Below are 17,211 nucleotides of genomic sequence, written 5' to 3' on the forward strand. Positions count from 1 at the left end.
CATTCGTGTGCATGAACAACGTGAGTGCGACGCATCGAGGCGTCGGACCAGTGGCACGGCGGGCCGACGAGGGGTCGGCCATGCCGCGCACCTGGCTGGTCGCGCTGCTCGCCGTCGTGCTGGCCATCGCCGTCACCGCGACCCCGTTCGCCAGGGTGGCGGCCGCCCCGATCGTCGGTCCCGCGGGCCACGCTCCGGCCGGTTTCGGTTTGCCTCCGGGCTATGTGCCGAGTCCGAGTCCGTATCAAACCGGATACGACATCGTTCAGAACGTGCGCATGAGCGACGGCGTGGACATCCATGCCTCGATTCGCTATCCCCTCGACCCCGTGACCCATCAGCCCGCACCGGGCCCGTTCCCCGTGGTGTTGTCGGTGACGCCCTACGGCGCGTACAACGGCCTGCTGGTCAGTGCCATCGGCGGCATTTTCGAGGAATACGACCTTCCGGTACCCGGAGACCTCGGTCCGGTCATCAACTCGGTGCTTCAGGAGGTGAGTGCACCCGCGGACCTGGTGAATCGCGGCTACATCAACGTCATTGCCGATGTTCGCGGCACGGGTGCGTCGAATGGTCAATGGTCGCCGATCAGCGAGCGCAGCTCCCAGGATGTCAAGGAACTCGTCGACTGGGCCGCGCGGATACCTGATTCCAGCGGCAAGGTGGGCATGTTCGGCTACTCGTTTCCCGGTGTCGAGGCCATGCATGCTGCCACGAAGATCGGTGAGAACTCGCCGCTGAAGGCGATTTTCGCGATGAACACCGACTACGACCTCCTGCAGGACGTGCTCGGCGACGGCCAATGGGCGCCGCTGATCTCGGCGTTCGTCATCGTCTGGCCAGGGCTGTGGTTGCAGTACGCGAACCTGTGGGAGGCCGCTCTGGTCGAACCGCTGCGCGCGATCGGGATCATCGTCGACCGTCTCAAAGGCCTCATCGGCGACGACGGCCAAGGCATTGTCGGCCTGGCCGCGCGCCTGCTGACGCAAGGCATCAACGCTGACGATCCCGTGGTCAGCGGACGCCTGCTGTCCAACGACATCGCCGGGATCGTCCGCAACGACGTCGCGGTCTACGCGGTCGGCGGCGATGCGGACATCTTCCAGGGCGCGACCTTCAAACTGTATTCCGCCCTGCAGAACACGGCCGCGGGACGCGACCCTTACGGACCGATGGACGCATCGATGAAGCCGGACCCGCGCTACCAAATCCTGCAGGGCCCGTGGCCGCATGTCACCACGGGGTTCGCACCGACCGGACGCATCCGCACCGAGGAACACACCGCGGCGTGGTTCGACCATTGGCTCAAGGGTGCGGACAACGGGATCGACCGAAACGGCAAGCCGCTCAACGTGATCGATGGCAACGGTAACGCGATGAGCACCAGCGCCTACCCGTTCGCGGAAACCACGCCGACGAGCTACTACCTCGACGGCAACCAACTCTCGACCGCACCACCCGCAGGCGATCAGGCACCGGACCGCTGGGACTACTCCCTGGTCAACAACCCGTGCAGTCGCGCGTTCGGCAAAGCCACCGGTGGCGTCTTCGAGTTCGTGATCAACCTGCTCTCGCTGGGCAATCTGCACGAACCGTGCAGTCAGACCGAAATCGGCCCGCAGAACGGATTGACCTACACCACAACACCATTCGATCAAGCCATGACGCTCGCGGGGCCGATCACGGCCACCCTGTTCGCCGCATCGACCGCGACCGACGCCGCCTTCGATGTTGCCGTCGAAGATGTCGCCCCCGACGGTAGCGTCCGCCAGCTCACCGAGGGATCGCTTACCGCCAAGCGGCGCGCGCTCGACGAGGAGCGGTCATGGCGAACCGCCGACGGCACCGTCTATGCCGCTGTCCACCAGAACACTTCGTCCTCGCAGCAACCGCTGGTCCCGGGCCAGGTCACCGAGGTCCAGGTCAGGGTCTTCCCGACCGCACAGAAAGTCGACGCCGGGCACCGGCTGCGAGTCAGGATCTCCAGCAGCAATTTCCCCGCCAGCATGCCGCATCCCCAGGACATCCCAGGGCTACTCGGCTCGACCACCACCATCGAGCATTCCGCCCGGTTTCCGTCCAAAATCGTACTGCCCCTTGGCTATGCCGCCGACAGCGCCTGGCGTTAGCGATGCCTGTGCGTGCCAGTTCTACGCCTGGGAGGCGGCGGCCCAGGACGCCGGGGTCTCGCCGGAAGGCTCCGGATTTCGCGGGGTCTCGTTCCATTTCATCACCGACACCAGGGCCGAGGTCGACGAGGTGATGCGGACCGCGGAGGCAGCAGGCGGCACCGTGGTCAAGCCGGCGGAACCCGTCGAATGGGGCGGTTACTTCGGCTTTTTCAGCGACCCGGACGGCTACCTTTGGAAGGTAGCCACCGACTCCTGACCCCGCCGGGCCGAAAACTCCGTGGGCTGCGGTGGCAGTCGGGGCTACCGTAGCCAACGTGGAGGGGACACTCGATTCGCGGACCGCGGAGAAGATGCTGCGCCAGGCATTGCCCGCCGCGTCACTCGTCGACGTCATTTCGCGCACCGCGGGCGAGCTAAGCACTGTCTACGAAATACGTTGTACCGGTACGGTTCCAGCGGTCATCGTCAAGATCTACCAGCCTCGATGGCGTTGGAAGCTGCGGAAAGAAGTGCACATCTATCAGCTGCTCGCGCAGCACGCGATCGGCCCGGTTCCCACGATCCTGCATGCCGACACCGACTATCTGGTGATGAGCTTGCTGCCGGGGGTGCCGCTCTGGGACTGCCGCTTCGATGACGATGGCCTGCGCTCGATCTACCGTCAACTCGGTGCGCTGCTCCGCGCGGTACACGCCATCGACCGGGACTCCTACGGATATCTGACCGACCGGATCCTCGACCCGCTGCCGAGCAATACCGCGTACATGCACCGCCAGTTCGACAAGAAGCTGGCCGAATTCGGTGATCTGGGCGGTGATCCCCAGCTGCATTCGGGTATTCAGCACTACGTTGCCGAACACGGTGAACTGTTCGCGCAGTGCGCATCAGCTGTGCTGTGCCACAACGATATTCACGAAGGCAACCTTTTGGTCGTCGATCACCCGGACGGGCCGGCGCTCACCGGTCTGATCGATGTGGAGAACGCGATCGCCGCCGACCCGCTGATGGATCTGGCCAAAGCCGACTACTACGCGATGCACGGTGACCCGGCCAAGCTGTCCGGCCTCATCGCGGGCTATGGCGAACTCCCGGACCGCTGGACCGACCGAGTCGGCGTCTACCGGCTTTTCCATGCGCTCGAACTCTGGGACTGGTTTGCTGAGATCGGCAAGACTGCGCGGCTGCCGGGCATCGCCGCCGATATCACGGCGATGCTCGACGGGTGACTATCGTTCGGTGATCGCGGCGAGCACGGCTCGGGTTTGCGCAGCAGCGCCCGCGGCATTGGGATGGAAAGGGAAGGCAAGCAATTGGGGGTTCTTGGCTGAAAACGGTACGAGGCCTTCGATATAGCGATCCTCGGGGCTTCGGCACACGTCGTGGCCGAGCGACGGACCGTACGTGTCGACCAATTCCACGTTGGCCTCTGCGGCGACCCGGGTCAGCATGGTGTTGAGTTCGGCCATCGTCGAAGCGAGATATGCGACGTCGTCATCGTGCACCGGAAGTGATGGTGGGCAGCCTTTGCCGTCGATCGGCACCGCATTCAAATAGTTGACCAGCAGCACCCGTGCTCGCGGCGAGCGCTCGTGAATCTGCGCGAGGACAGCCGTGACCTTCGGTGTCGTCGCGGCCACGAGAGCGGCGAACGCGTCGCGAGAATCCTGGCAGCCGTTGCTGTTCGACGTGGACGCGCCAGGGAGCAGGGTGCCAAGGTCGCGGCACCGGTCGATGAGTTCTTGCAGTCGCAGGTCGTTGCCGCCGATGCCGACCGTCACCAAATCCGTTGTCGGCGTGAGCCGGTCGAATTGGGGCGGATTCACGCCGAGCGGCACGGTCTGCGGACCGGCCATGTTGTCGGTTTTCGCACCACCACAACTGGCGTCGCGAAAGACAGCCACGCGCAGCGCCACCGCGACCTGATGCGGATAGTCGGTCGCGGACTGGTCGCAGTTGAACGGCACGAATTCCGTCGTCGGTGGCAAGCTCGTGAAGACATCGGCGGTATAGGAATCGCCGAGGGCGACATACTCGCGATAACCCGGTATGTCGGCTTCGGCGCCAACGACCGGTGCGCAGACGACGACGGCGGCGGTCACCGCGGCCAACAGCGTGGCAGGCAAGCGGAACACGAGCTACCTCCGTTCGACGGCTATCCGCCAGAAGATAGTTCCCCGGCTCCCATTCCTCGCCCCGATGTCACCCAACTCACAGGCCAGGCGACGAGGCGTCACCTGCGGGAGGTCGACGTTCACCATCGTCTCGGCACTGTGATCAGCAGGTGCGCACCCAGGTAGCGGGTGATCACCAACGGCGAAGCGACCGTTGACAGCCGGGCAAACCGGGCATACAGTCCCTGCTCAAGTAATTGGAAACTTTCCTAATAGTTCACCCGATCGTCGCTCGGGCGGAACTGGAAGGGCGGGCATCACGTGGCCACCACGCGATACACCCTCGCCGGGACACCAAGCCTGTTGCGCGCCATCAACGATCGCGCCGCACTGGAATTGTTGCTCGCCAACGGCCCGCTGTCGCGGACCCAGATCGGCGCCATGACCGGGCTGTCGAAGCCGACCGCCTCGCAGCTGCTCGGACGACTCGAATCGGCGGGCCTGGTCGTCCCGGTCGGCACGCTGGTTGGCAAGCCGGGGCCGAATGCGCTGCTGTACCAGGTGAATCCGGCCGCGGGATATGTGGCAGGGCTCGATGTTACCAACACCACGGTGCGGATTGCCGTCGCGGACATCGCCGGGACCGTGCTCGCTGAGCACCAGGTGCCGACCAAGGGGTGGTCGGCGGCCCGCACCATCGGCAAAGTGGCCGAAGCGGTTTCCGAGACGGTGAGCCTGGCAGGCCTGGCCGATGGCGCGCTGCACGAGGCGGTGATCGGGCTCGGCGGCGTCTTCGATCCGGCCACCGGCAAGCTGCGCTACGCCACCCACCTGGCGGGCTGGCATCCGCCGCGATTGGTCGCCGAATTGGAAACGGCGATCGGCACTTCGGTGTCGATCGGGAACGACGTCAACCTGGTGGCCATCGCAGAACAGACCCATGGTGCGGCGCAGGGCTGCGAAGATTTCGTGTTGCTCTGGACCGGCACCGGCATCGGCGCGGCCATCGTGATCGCGGGCCAGCTGCACCGCGGCTTCAACGGCGGCGCAGGAGAAGTCGGGTACATGCCGCTGCCCGGCGCGCCGATCGTGCACGACGTCCGCAGGAAGAACTCGGGTGGGTTCCAGGAATTGGCCGGGGAGCCAGCCGTTTTGGCGCTGGCCCGTAGCCACGGTCTCACTGCGCCGACCGGTGCGCTCGTCGTCACCGAGGCCTTGGACACACCGGGGGAGGGCGACGCGTTCCTGGCCGAGCTCGCGAGCAGGCTGGCCCTCGGGCTGGCCTCGATCGTCTCCGTGATCGACCCGGAGCTGTTGATCCTGGCAGGCGAAATGCCTTGTGCCGGTGGCGAACGGCTGCGTGGTCTCGTCGAGGACGCGTTGGCGGAGCTCACCGTCCTGCGACCGGAGGTGCGCAGCAGCGCTCTGACCGGTTCGCCTGTTCTGCAAGGCGCACTCCAGCGTGCGTTGGCGTCCACCCGCGACGCCGTCTTCTCAACCCACTGATCCTCGCCAGACCCACGCAGTACCCATCGGAGAACACTCATATGCGCAGATCAACGCTCCGCACGCTCGCCGCCGCCACCGCAAGCGCCATGGTCGCCCTACTCGTCGCAGGCTGTACCGGGCAGAGCACCGGGGGTGGTGACGACGGTTCGGACCAGGGCAAGGACGTCACCATCACGTTCTGGCACGGCTGGAGTCAGGACCACGAGGTCAAGGCCATCGAGAACAACGTGGCCGCCTTCGAGAAGCTGCACCCCAACATTCACGTCAAGCTGGTCGGCAACATCACCGACGACAAGACCGAGCAGGCACTGCGGGCGGGCGGCTCGGACGCGCCGGATGTGGTCGCCTCCTTCACCACCGACCAGGTCGGCAAGTTCTGCTCCGCCAACGTGTGGGCCGATTTGAATCCGCTGCTGAAGAAGGACGGCATCGACCCGGTCAAGACCTTCCCGGCCGCGATGCTGGAATACAGCCAGTTCCAAGGCAATCAGTGCTCGTTGCCGCTGCTGAGCGACGCCTACGGCCTGTACTACAACAAGACGGCCTTCGCCGCCGCCGGAATCGCCGCGCCGCCCAAGACCTTCAGCGAGTTCGAAGAGGCCGCGGTCAAGCTGACCATCGCCGAGGGCGACAGCTACAAACAGCTCGGCTTCATGCCGACTTACCACGGCTACGAGACCACTCCCATGCATTACCTCGGCCAGTACGGCGCGAAATACTTCGACGCCCAAGGCAAGTCGACTGTCGCCACCGACCCCAAGGTCGCCGCGATGTACACCTGGCAGAAGAATCTGATCGCCAAGCTCGGCGGCTTCGACAAGCTGGAGAAGTACCGCACCGGCTTCGGTGACGAGTTCAGTGCCAAGAACCCCTTCCACACCGGCCAGGTGGCGATGTCGTACGACGGCGAGTGGCGGACCGCATCGATCGCCACCGACCCGGTGAACTTCGACTGGGCCACCGCGCCGTTCCCCGTCCCGGACGATCAGGCCGCCACCTACGGCCGCGGCTACCAGACCGGCACCATCGTCGGCATCGCCAAGTCCAGCCGGAAGCAAACCGCCGCATGGCAATTCGTGAAGTATCTGGCCACCGACACCGATGCGCTGGTCAGCTTCGCCAATGCGATCCACAACGTGCCGAGCACGTTCGACGCGCTCGGCTCGCCGAAGCTGACGACGGACCCCAACTTCCGGACCTTCATCGAGATCGCCAAGAACCCGAACTCCTCGACGACGCCGTCGAGCATCAACGGCGGTGCGTACCAGCTCTCGCTGCGTAACTTCGGGTACGAATACGAGGCGGGGAAGCAGCCCGACCTGCGCGCGGGCCTGGCCGCCACCGCCAAGGAAATCGACGAGGCGATCGACCAGGCGAAGTGACCTGAAACGATGGCACTGTTGAGCACGGCCGGCCCGAAGGCGCTGCGGCACAAGCGCCGTCGGGACCGGATCCGCACCCTGGCTTTTCTCGCACCCTGGTTGATCGGGTTCGCCGTCTTCTTCGCTTACCCGCTGCTCGCCACCCTGTACTTCTCCTTCACGAAGTACGACGGATTCACCGAGCCGACCTTCACCGGGCTGAAGAACTGGTCCTACGTCCTCGACAAGTACCCGTTCTTCTGGCAGGGACTGCGGAACACCCTGTGGCTGATCGTGGTGATGGTGTCGCTGCGGGTGATCTTCGGGCTCGGCATCGGACTGCTGGTCACCAAGATCAAGACCGGGGTCGGCTTCTTCCGCACCGTGCTCTACCTGCCGTACCTGGCTCCGCCGGTTGCGGCCACCATGGCCTTCGCGTTCCTGCTGAACCCGGGGACCGGTCCGGTCAACCACCTGCTCGGCACTCTCGGTCTGCCGCAGCCGGGTTGGTTCACCGACCCCAGCTGGTCCAAGCCCGCGCTGACCATGCTCGCGGTCTGGGGCATCGGGGACCTGATGGTCATCTTCATGGCGGCGCTGCTCGACGTGCCGAGGGAACAGTACGAGGCAGCGAAGCTGGACGGCGCGGGCCCGTGGCAGCAGTTCCGGTACATCACCTTCCCGAACATCACCCCCATCGTGCTGTTCGCGGCGGTGACCGGCGTGATCCAGACGACGCAGTACTACACCCAGGCGATCGTGGCCAGCAAGGTCGCCAGCGGCAAGATCGGCAGTCCCGGTGAGCCTTTCGAGCCGGGCTACCCGCACGGATCGACCTGGACGCTGCCGCAGATGATCTACAACCTCGGTTTCCAGCGTTTCGACACCGGCTCGGCGTGCGTCGTCGCGGTGATCCTTTTCGCCATCTCGATGGCTTTCACCGCACTGCTGCTACGGCGCAAATCCGGCTTCCTGCAGGAGGACTGAGCGATGACCATGACGACGGCCCGGCCGATCTTCGACCTGGAGCAGCCTGCGGAACCGAGGGGACCGCGCCGTAAGCGGGTGCTGAATTGGGTTGCGGTGCACGCGCTGGCGATCGCCGCCGCGCTGATCTTCCTGCTGCCGTTCGTGTTCGTCTTCCTCACCTCGGTGATGACGGACCGGCAGTCGCTGACCTCGGACCTGTGGCCCCATGAATGGCGGTGGGGCAACTACCTCGAGGTCTGGCAGACACCAGGTTTCCTCACCTGGTGGCGCAACACGCTGATGTACGCCGGGGTCGGCACCGCGCTGACGTTGCTCTCCAGCATCCCGGTCGCCTACGCGCTGGCCAAGTTCCGCTTCCGCGGCCGCAACCTGGCGCTGATGGCGGTCGTCTCGATGATGATGCTGCCGCCGCAGGTCACCGTGATCCCGATGTATCTGGTGTGGGCCAAGCAGTTCCACCTCACCGGCTCGCTCTGGCCACTGATCATTCCGCTGGCCTTCGGTGACGCCTTCGCCATCTTCCTGCTGCGGCAGTTCCTGCTGACCATCCCCGACGAATATCTCGAGGCGGCGCGCATCGACGGCTGCGGGCATCTGCGGATCCTGCTGCAGGTGGTGCTGCCGATGGCCAAGCCTGCCATCGCGGCGGTGGCGTTGCTGCAGTTCTTCTATTGCTGGAACGACTATTTCGGGCCGCAGATCTATGCCAGCGAGAACCCGGCGGCCTGGACGCTCAGCTACGGGCTCGAGTCGTTCAAGGGCGCCCACCACACCAACTGGAACCTCACCATGGCCGCGACGGTGCTGGTGATGGCGCCGGTGATCATCCTCTTCTTCTTCGCCCAGAAGGCCTTCATCGAAGGCGTGACACTGACAGGGGTCAAAGGCTGATGCCCGCACTGAAATTGGCCATCGTCGGCGGTGGCTCCACCTATACGCCGGAGCTGATCGACGGCTTCGCGCGGCTGCGCGACACCCTCCCGATCGGCGAGCTCACCCTCATCGATCCGGCCGAGGACCGGCTGGCGTTGATCGCAGGCCTGGCCGAGCGGATCTTCGCCAAACAGGGCCACGGCGCACGGATCTCCACCGCCACCTCGATCGCGGCGGGTGTCGACGGCGCCGATGCCGTCCTCGTGCAGCTGCGCATCGGCGGGCAGGCCGCGCGGAACTCGGATGAGACCTGGCCGCTCGAATGCGGTTGTGTCGGACAGGAAACCACCGGAGCGGGCGGCCTGGCGAAGGCGCTGCGCACGGTCCCGGTGGTGCTCGACATCGCCGAGTCGATCCGCATGGCCAACCCGGACGCGTGGATCATCGACTTCACGAACCCGGTCGGCATCATCACCCGTGCCCTGCTGAACGCGGGCCATCGCGCCGTCGGCCTGTGCAATGTCGCGATCCATCTGCAGCGAAACTTCGCCGCGCACTTGGGCGTCGACCCGGAGCTGATCCGCCTCGACCATGTCGGCCTGAATCACCTGACCTGGGAGCGTGGGGTCACCCTGCTCGATCATCCGGCGGCGGCGACCGGGCAGGAGATACTGCCCAAGTTGCTCACCGACTTCGGTGCGGAGATCGCGGCGGATCTGCGCCTGCCCCGATCCATCCTCGAGCAGCTCGGCGTCGTGCCCTCGTACTATCTGCGCTACTTCTATCAGCACGACGTGGTGGTAGAAGAGCTGCGGACCGGGGGATCGCGGGCGGCCGAGGTCGCGGAGATCGAACGGCAGCTGCTCGCGATGTATGCCGACCCGACGCTGGACCACAAACCCGAACTGCTCGGAAAGCGCGGCGGCGCTTTCTATTCCGAGGCCGCGGTGCAACTGCTTGCCGCGTTGCTCGGTTCGAGCGAGGGCGTTCAGGTGGTCAACACCCGCAACGACGGCATCCTGCCGTTCCTGCCCGACGACGCCGTGATCGAGGTGCAGGCACAGGTGAACGCAGGCACGATACGCGCACTGCCGCAGCGCCCGATCGAACCGTTGTTCGCCGGTCTGATCGCGCATGTCACCGCCTACGAAGACCTCGCGTTGCGCGCCGCCCTCGACGGCAGCCGCGCTCGGGTGTTCGACGCGTTGCTTGCGCATCCGCTGGTCGGTCAGCTCGAGCTGGCCGACCAGTTGACCGACCGGCTGATCGCCCACAACCGGGCATATCTGAGCTGGGCGTGAACGAACAGGTTCGTGGCGTCCTCGCCATCGACGGTGGCAACAGCAAGGTCGACGTGGCGCTGGTCGCGCTCGACGGAACGGTCCTCGGCACCGCGCGTGGCGGCGGCTTCGCGCCGCAACTCGACGGGGTCGACCGCGCCATCGACGGGCTGACGCCGTTGGTGGCACAGGTGGCCGAGCAGGCCGGGCTGACCACGGGAAGGTTGCTGACCACCAGGGTGAGCGCCTGCATGGCCAATGTCGACCTGCCGGTCGAGGAGCAACGGCTGCACGCCGCCATCGTGGCCAGGCCGTGGGGAAGCACCGCCGCCGTCACCAACGACACCTTCGGCCTGCTCCGCGCGGGCACCGACGGCCCGCGCGGGGTCGCGGTGGTGTGTGGCGCCGGAATCAATTGCGTCGGACTGCTTCCCGACGGCACCACCGCCCGCTTTCCCGCACTCGGCAGGCTCACCGGCGACTGGGGCGGTGGCGGTGGCATGGCGGCCGAGGCCATGTGGCACGCGGCCCGCGCCGAGGATGGCCGTGGCGCGCCGACCGCGCTGTCGGCCGCCATCGGCACGTACTTCGGCCTGGCCGGCGCCAATGCGGTGGCCGAGGCGATCCATCTCGGTCAGTTGCCGAAACAGCGGCTGCACGAACTGGTTCGGGTCCTGTTCCGCACCGCCGAGGCCGGTGATCCGATCGCCCTGCGTCTGATCGACCGGCAAGCCGACGAGATCACCCGCCTCGCCGTCGTCGCACTGCGCCGTTTGCGCCTGCTCGACGAACCGACCCCGGTTGTCCTCGGCGGTGGTGTTCTTGCCGCCCGTCAGCCGCTGCTGATCGACAATCTGATGGACCGCCTGGCGGCGGCCGCGCCCCTCGCGGAGCCCCGAATCGTCGTCGCCCCACCGGTTCTCGGCGCCGCCCTGCTCGGGCTCGATCATCTCGACGCGAAACCCGCTGCCCAACAGCGTCTTCGCGCCGCCTACCCGACCACCATGACCCCGAACGGGGTCGGCCGGGGCTGACCCGTTCGCGGCAGCGTCGCCGCCCGGGTCACCGCATTCGGTGATCGACAGTCCCGCAGGGAATCAGGCCGACACCCGCTTGTCGAACGCCGCCTGGGCCCGCTGGGCCAGGTCGGCGCCGACTTTGTAACCCTGCGCCGCCAATTCCACATGTGCCTGCGGGTCGCTCGTCTCGGTGCCGTAGAGCAGCTGCAGTGAGGACTCCGCGATGTTGGAGTACTCGGAGATGCCTTGCATCAGTTGGGTTGTCAGTGAGTCCTTGTACCCGCGGCGCTCATAGCTGGATTGGTTGACGCCGGCCAGCGCGACGAAATGGAGCTCGGTGAGCGCACTCTGATCCCGGTTCGCGCCGTTCTCGTACGCCCACCCTCGACTGAACACCCGGTCGATCCATCCCTTCGCCAGTGCGGGCAGCGACCACCAATAGACCGGGAACAGCAGCACGATCACGTCCGCCGTGTCGAGCAACTCTTGCTCACGCTTGACGTCATCGGGCACCGGGCTGAGATGGCGGTGCACGGCGAGATCGGCCGCGCGCCACACGGGATCGAACCCCGATGCGGTCAGGTCATGGACGGTCGCTGTCGTGCTGCCATCCGCCTGGATGCCCTGCTCGACCGCCCTGGCGATGGCCCAGGTGGCCGAGTCGTACTCCGGATGGGAGACCACGAGCATTACGTTCGGCCGATTCCGTTCGTTCGTCATATCGCCAAGGTAAAGTATGACACTAACGTCAATGTCAAGGAGAAGGTCCGGTGCGCATCAGTGATCTGAGCAGACTCACCGGCGCGAGCCCGAGGATGCTGCGCCATTACGAGAACGCGGGCGTGCTGACCCCGCATCGCGATCCCAACGGCTACCGGCACTACCGCGAAGAAGACGTCAAGACCGTGTCGGACATCCGCTGCCTACTCGCCTCGGGGCTTTCCCTTTCCGAGGCCGCGGTCCTGATCCACATCGCCTGCAGTGCCCCGCAAAGCGCCACCGACGACGACCGCGCGGACGTGTTGTCCCAGCTCGACGAGCGCACCCGGCAATTGGACGCGGCCATCGAGCGTCTGCTCTTCGAAAAGGCGAACCTGCTCGAGCTGCGTGCCGACGTGGCGGCCGGTGGCTGAAAATCCACCGAGCTGACTACCCCGGTTGTCTCGTAGTCTGGTTTGGGACTGTCCACCTGCCGTGACCTCGACCCGCCCCGAATCCGGGCGCGAGAAGGGGGTGCGGCCGAGCCGAGCGCGAGGACCATGTCGGACAACGCCACAGCAGACCGTTCCGGTTTCGACGCGGTGATCGCCGCCGCGGACTACCCGGTGTTCATCGTGACCACCCGATCGGGCGGCCAACAGGCTGGTTGCCTGGTCGGCTTCACCTCGCAGGTCAGCATCGAACCGCCGCGGTTCCTGGTCGGAATCTCCAAGAGCAACTACACCTTCGGCGTCGCCTCGGGCGCCGAACACCTCGCGGTGCACCTGCTGAGCCAGACCCAGTCCTCGCTCGCCGCACTGTTCGGCGCCGAAACCGGCGACGACATCAACAAGTTCGCGCACTGCACCTGGCATCATGGCCCGGACGAGCTACCGATCCTCGACGCCGCCGCAGGCTGGTTCACCGGCCGCATTCTCGACCGCTACGACCTCGGCGATCATGTCGGCATGCTCATCGAACCGGTCGCCGCCTGTGCACCGCCGCCACACACCAACGCGCTGAGCTATCAGGCGGTCGCCGACCTGAAACCGGGCCACGTGGCCTGAGCACTCACATCTGTCCGGATGCCGCACGCGCCCAACCGAATTCGAGGGCTGTCTGGTACCCACCCGTGTCGGGATCGAACGGGCCGCTGACCAACTCCGCCGAGTCGGTGAGCACCTCAACCAGCCGCCAGCTCAAGGGATCCCGGCTGAGCTCACCGTGCCGTGCCGCCGTAACCGTGAGCTGCACGCTCATTCGTCGTCTGCTGTAAGTGAATTCGCATCCGAGCCGCGAGCCGGGCACTGCGTCGAGGATCAGCGCGGTCGCGGCTTCGCTGAGGACGAGCCGGATGTCGGGGATCACGTCGAGTGTGACATCGGCCATCATGCAGACGGTGTCGGTGATAGCACGCAACATCCCCAGTTCGCGCAGGTCAGCGCCTATGTCGACGGCTACGCGCTCGGTGATCACGGCTGTTGGTTCTGGCGGCGAAGACTCGAGAATCGTGTTGATCATGTGCACCGCCTCCCATCGATTCATCATGGCCATACCCGCGCCACCGCGGCCTAACCACGATCAGCACAGGGTGGCCGAGATCACCGACGCGAGCGCGGCCTTCAGGCGTCCGGTCGCCGTGAGTTGTCGCTGGTCCTGCTCACCTCGTAGCCGAGCAGCCGTTCCGCCTCTTCGATGCCGCCTTGCAGGTCACCGACGGCGTTCATCTTCGACAGGTCGAGGCCGATGGTCACCAGGGTGAGCGCGATCTCCGAGGAGAGACCGGTGATGATCACGCTCGCGCCCATCAAGCCGGACGCGTCGACGGTCTGCACCAGGTGGTTGGCCACCGTCGAGTCGATCTGTGGCACACCGGTGATGTCGATGACGACCACCTTGGCGCGATTTGCCCGAATCGCCCGCAGCAGTTGCTCGGTGAGCTGCCGGGCACGCTGGCCGTCGAGCACGCCGATGATGGGCAGAATCAGCAGCTGTTCACGCACCTGGAGCACCGGCGTGGACAGTTCGCGAATCGCTTCTTGCTGTTGGCGAATGATGCGTTCGCGTTCCTCGACGAAGGAGACGCCAACGGTATTGGCGATGCGGTTCGCGGCGGGCTCGTAGGCGTCGAGCACCGCGTTCAGCAGCTGGAAGTCGGATTGATACTTCTCGAACAGCGAGCGGGCCAGCACATCACGCAGCAGCAGGACGATGCCGAGCACCTCGTCAGTCTCGACGCCTCTCGGGATGATGCGTTCGGACAGATCGCGCGCGTAGGCCTGCAGTGCTTCGACCGAACCGGTCTCGAGTACTTCGATGTAGTTGTCGTACACCGAGGTGACTTCGGAGAACATCTCGTCGGGCGTCATCGCGGTGAGTAACTGCGCCTCGGTGATCCGGCGCGCCCACTCCTCCCGCAGGACGGTGCGATTCTGCCGCAGATGCTCCACCAGCTCGGACAGCAGACCTTCGCTGGCGCTCCTGGAATTGTTGTCCGCTGCGGCAAGGGCAGTAATCGACATTTCGGACAATGCCGCCTCCGGTCCATCCCCACGCGATCGCTGCTCACGTGCTCGAAGAAGCGGTGGCCGCCCGTTCGTTGGACTGTTCCACCGACCGCAGAATCGTATACCCATCCAGGGCGGTGGACCGGCCGAAGCGGCTACTCGGCCACCTGCCGCTCCGCCGCCGCGCCGTGTGCGGTTGGGCGGCTTCGGGATACCGGGATCGCCGACACGGTGTCGTCGTGCAGCAGCTCGTGCACATCGGCGTCGGTCAGTGGGTCGAAGCGCTGGTAGGACTGGTCGACCGGGCGGAGTTGTGCATGTGTCTCCAGACACACGACCTTGTCGGCGTAGTAGGTGAGCGTCCGCGCGATGCGGTGTGGTGCGACCGGGACGGCGAGGACGACGCGGACCGCGCCACGCTGGTAGGCCGCCTGACAGGCGATGCGCGCAGTGATGCCGGTCCGGACGCCGTCATCGACCACGAGTGCGGTGCGCCCGTGCAGCTCTGCCTGCGTGTCGTGCTTACGGAAGCGTTGGCACAGCCGATGGAGCCGGTCGCGTCCGTGCCGTTTGGCATCGGTCAGTTCGGTAGCGGTCAACATGGCGCTGCGCACGACGACCTCATCGATGAGCCGAATGTCGTTTTCGGCAAGTGCGCCGAAGGCAAGGTCGGGCCGGTGGGGGACGCGCAGTTTGTTGACGACGACCAGATCGAGCGGCAGCCGCAGTGACGCCGCCACCTCGTGTGCCACGGCAAGTCCGCCGCGTGGGATGCCGAGTGTCACGACGTCGGGGCCTCGGAAAGCCAGCAATCGGTGGGCGAGGCGACCGCCCGCGTCGCGCCGGTCGAGAAATAGTGGGCGCTGAGGTGTCCGGCGACCGCTGTGGTCGCGGGGTAGTGCTGGGCGATCCATCCTTCCCCCGTGCGTTGCGTGGCTCGATCCGGAGCCGCGCTTCGGGACTCGGGTGGATGTGTCCAATTGTACTCGGCGGTAATGCTTCCGGCGACTGTTTGGTGCGTCACGCATCGCGCTACGAAATGCACTGGGGCAGTGACGTAATCAGTGACGTCGGCGTTGCTGTGCCGGTCGCTCGACGAAATGCAGTGGGCCGGGTGCCCGGCCGCTGATCGCCGCGATAATTTCGACAGCCAGGTCCGCCACCCGGATGTTGCGCCGCTGGGACTGGGCGCGCAGCACCGCGAAGGCCGCGTCGCGGGTGCACCGCCGCTCGGCCATGACAATGCCGAGCGCCTGGTCGATGGTGGATCGCGAGGCGAGCGTGGCCCGCAATTGCTCGGTGAGCGCGGCGTTCCTGGCTGCGTCATCGCTGACGGCGAGCAATACCCCGATATGCTCGGCGGTCAACAGCGCGTCCTGTTGGATCTGTGCGGTGAAGGTGTGTGGCTGGGTCGAATACAGCGCGAGCGCGCCGAGCGCCGCACCGGACGCCGAAAAGGGTTGGACATGAACCGATTTCACCCCGTTGGCCAACATACGTCGCGGGTAGGCGCCCCAACGCTGCTCCCTGGCCACGTCCGGTATCGAAACCTGTTCTACCGTATCGATGGCTTGCGCGCTCGGGTCGCGCCCATCGCTCAACCGGGATTCTTCGACGAGTAGCACGTGAGCTTCAGTCGAACCGCCGACGATGGCTCCTTGCTCGCGGGCAAGCGTGACGCCGACCATCAGGGAGTCGGGCAGCATCCGAGCGACGATATCGGCTACAGCGCACAGTGATTCGGCGACATCACCGCCGGTCAACAGCAGCGTGGTCAGCTTCGACATGCCGATTGCGAGTTCGTCAGACATGGAACACCTTGACGGTCAACATAACTGGTATCCGTCCTGAAGTACGCGGTGGGCGATCTCTGTGATGGTGACGCCTTCGGCGAACGCACGGGCGCGCAGCAATGCCCGTGCGGCGTCGAGGTCGCATGAGCACTGCACGGCGACCATACCGACCGCCTGATGCAGGACGGCCAAGTAGTCGGCCTCGTCGAACAGGGTGCCGCGCGGATTGCCGTCGGGGTCGTTCCCGGATGCGGAGAGTAGCACTGTATTGGCCAGGGCATCAGCCACTTTCTCTGCAACAGTGGTGATTTCGGCGCGCAGCACGGTCCGGTTGGAGAATCCACACAGTGCGCCGAGCAGGTGCGAGGAGATCAGCGGGACCGCGACTACCGAGCGCATGCCAAGTCCGGTCAGCGCCGGTCCGTAATGTGGCCAGCGGGTGGCCAGCTCGGTGCTGTCGGCGGTGACGAACGCCTGACCGTCCAGCACGTCGTGGCCAGGCCCCTCGTCGACCGTCAACTCGATATCGTGGGCCGCGCGTGCTGTGCTGTCCGAGGCGGCGACGAGCGCCTCGTCCCCGGTGGGGTCGATCAAGGTGACCGCAGCGCTGTCCACCCCCAAATGCATTGCGACAGCGGTCATGAACAGTGGACGGAGCGCGGCGCGGTCGCCGAAGTGCCACCGTTGCAGGCGCAGAGCGTGCAGGAAGTGTAGGCGCGCGCAGGCGAGGTGTCTGGCTTCGATCTGTCGGTGCAACTCCGCCATGCGCTGACGGAACGGGCGCATCGATTGTGGCGGCCTTTCGAGGTCCGATTCGTATTTCACCGCGACTGCCGCAGCACGAGTCGCACGTGCCTGCTCTGCGCGGTATTCCCGCCACAGATGGGCAAGTTCGCGGTAGGCCTCCGAATACGACCGCACCTCAATAGCCTACGTG

18 protein-coding genes are annotated in these 17,211 nt (G+C 65.8%); 11 read left to right on the forward strand and 7 right to left on the reverse strand.

Annotated features, from left to right (window positions below):
- The first annotated feature begins 11 nt into the window (after positions 1–11).
- Genes NA11_RS29045 through NA11_RS29055 form a run of 3 tightly spaced genes read left to right on the forward strand, consistent with a single transcriptional unit; the run spans position 12 to position 3,358 of the window.
- Positions 12–2,129 (forward strand): CocE/NonD family hydrolase, encoded by a 2,118-nt coding sequence (locus tag NA11_RS29045; RefSeq protein WP_084655163.1) that lies wholly within the window; start codon positions 12–14, stop codon positions 2,127–2,129.
- The gene (locus NA11_RS29050) at positions 2,104–2,388 is read left to right on the forward strand and encodes a VOC family protein (protein WP_069165216.1); all 285 of its coding nucleotides are present in this window, start codon (positions 2,104–2,106) and stop codon (positions 2,386–2,388) included. The genes NA11_RS29045 and NA11_RS29050 overlap by 26 nt, the downstream gene beginning before the upstream one ends.
- 58 nt (positions 2,389–2,446) lie before the next feature.
- Complete coding sequence (locus tag NA11_RS29055; protein WP_218023396.1) at positions 2,447–3,358, forward strand: phosphotransferase family protein; 912 nt, start codon at positions 2,447–2,449, stop codon at positions 3,356–3,358.
- Here the strand turns inward: NA11_RS29055 and NA11_RS29060 are convergent, their stop codons facing one another.
- Entirely contained in the window at positions 3,359–4,264 is a 906-nt protein-coding gene (locus NA11_RS29060; protein ID WP_069165217.1) for an SGNH/GDSL hydrolase family protein, read from the reverse strand.
- Between the two features lie 300 nt (positions 4,265–4,564).
- On the opposite strand from NA11_RS29060, the gene NA11_RS29065 reads away from it, so the two are divergent.
- From NA11_RS29065 to NA11_RS29090, 6 genes are read left to right on the forward strand one after another with little or no spacing between them, the layout of a single operon-like run.
- Positions 4,565–5,749 (forward strand): ROK family transcriptional regulator, encoded by a 1,185-nt coding sequence (locus NA11_RS29065; protein WP_069165218.1) that lies wholly within the window; start codon positions 4,565–4,567, stop codon positions 5,747–5,749.
- A gap of 41 nt (positions 5,750–5,790) precedes the next feature.
- The gene (locus NA11_RS29070) at positions 5,791–7,134 is read left to right on the forward strand and encodes an extracellular solute-binding protein (RefSeq protein ID WP_069165219.1); all 1,344 of its coding nucleotides are present in this window, start codon (positions 5,791–5,793) and stop codon (positions 7,132–7,134) included.
- Between the two features lie 9 nt (positions 7,135–7,143).
- Positions 7,144–8,100 carry a carbohydrate ABC transporter permease gene (locus tag NA11_RS29075; protein WP_069165220.1) on the forward strand — a complete coding sequence of 319 codons (957 nt, stop codon included), beginning with the start codon at positions 7,144–7,146 and terminating at the stop codon, positions 8,098–8,100.
- Positions 8,101–8,103: 3 nt separating this feature from the next.
- Positions 8,104–8,994 carry a carbohydrate ABC transporter permease gene (locus tag NA11_RS29080; RefSeq protein ID WP_084655165.1) on the forward strand — a complete coding sequence of 297 codons (891 nt, stop codon included), beginning with the start codon at positions 8,104–8,106 and terminating at the stop codon, positions 8,992–8,994.
- Entirely contained in the window at positions 8,994–10,277 is a 1,284-nt protein-coding gene (locus NA11_RS29085) for a family 4 glycosyl hydrolase (RefSeq protein ID WP_218023397.1), read from the forward strand. The genes NA11_RS29080 and NA11_RS29085 overlap by 1 nt, the downstream gene beginning before the upstream one ends.
- A complete protein-coding gene (locus NA11_RS29090; protein ID WP_245746255.1) occupies positions 10,274–11,290 on the forward strand; it encodes an N-acetylglucosamine kinase in 1,017 nt (338 codons plus the stop codon). Before NA11_RS29085 ends, NA11_RS29090 begins: the two co-directional genes overlap by 4 nt.
- 63 nt (positions 11,291–11,353) lie before the next feature.
- On the opposite strand, the gene NA11_RS29095 is transcribed toward NA11_RS29090, so the two are convergent.
- Complete coding sequence (locus NA11_RS29095; protein WP_069165221.1) at positions 11,354–11,995, reverse strand: NAD(P)H-dependent oxidoreductase; 642 nt, start codon at positions 11,993–11,995, stop codon at positions 11,354–11,356.
- A 50-nt stretch (positions 11,996–12,045) separates the two neighbouring features.
- Between NA11_RS29095 and NA11_RS29100 the strand changes: the two genes are divergently transcribed.
- Together NA11_RS29100 and NA11_RS29105 are read left to right on the forward strand one after the other, a co-directional pair.
- Positions 12,046–12,408 (forward strand): MerR family transcriptional regulator, encoded by a 363-nt coding sequence (locus NA11_RS29100; RefSeq protein ID WP_069165222.1) that lies wholly within the window; start codon positions 12,046–12,048, stop codon positions 12,406–12,408.
- A gap of 126 nt (positions 12,409–12,534) precedes the next feature.
- Positions 12,535–13,041 carry a flavin reductase family protein gene (locus NA11_RS29105; protein ID WP_069165223.1) on the forward strand — a complete coding sequence of 169 codons (507 nt, stop codon included), beginning with the start codon at positions 12,535–12,537 and terminating at the stop codon, positions 13,039–13,041.
- Positions 13,042–13,045: 4 nt separating this feature from the next.
- Here NA11_RS29105 and NA11_RS29110 read toward each other — a convergent pair whose 3' ends face one another.
- The 5 genes from NA11_RS29110 to NA11_RS29130 all read right to left on the reverse strand — a co-directional run bounded on the left by NA11_RS29110 (position 13,046) and on the right by NA11_RS29130 (position 17,195).
- Entirely contained in the window at positions 13,046–13,495 is a 450-nt protein-coding gene (locus tag NA11_RS29110) for a hypothetical protein (protein ID WP_069165272.1), read from the reverse strand.
- Positions 13,496–13,596: 101 nt separating this feature from the next.
- A complete protein-coding gene (locus NA11_RS29115; RefSeq protein WP_069165224.1) occupies positions 13,597–14,496 on the reverse strand; it encodes an STAS domain-containing protein in 900 nt (299 codons plus the stop codon).
- A 140-nt stretch (positions 14,497–14,636) separates the two neighbouring features.
- Positions 14,637–15,509 (reverse strand): phosphoribosyltransferase, encoded by an 873-nt coding sequence (locus NA11_RS29120; RefSeq protein WP_084655167.1) that lies wholly within the window; start codon positions 15,507–15,509, stop codon positions 14,637–14,639.
- 33 nt (positions 15,510–15,542) lie between these two features.
- Entirely contained in the window at positions 15,543–16,292 is a 750-nt protein-coding gene (locus NA11_RS29125) for an ANTAR domain-containing protein (protein WP_069165226.1), read from the reverse strand.
- 15 nt (positions 16,293–16,307) lie between these two features.
- The gene (locus NA11_RS29130) at positions 16,308–17,195 is read right to left on the reverse strand and encodes a GAF domain-containing protein (RefSeq protein WP_069165227.1); all 888 of its coding nucleotides are present in this window, start codon (positions 17,193–17,195) and stop codon (positions 16,308–16,310) included.
- Between the last annotated feature and the right edge of the window lie 16 nt (positions 17,196–17,211).

Source organism: Nocardia altamirensis NBRC 108246 (assembly GCF_001612685.1).
GTDB classification, from domain to species: domain Bacteria; phylum Actinomycetota; class Actinomycetes; order Mycobacteriales; family Mycobacteriaceae; genus Nocardia; species Nocardia altamirensis.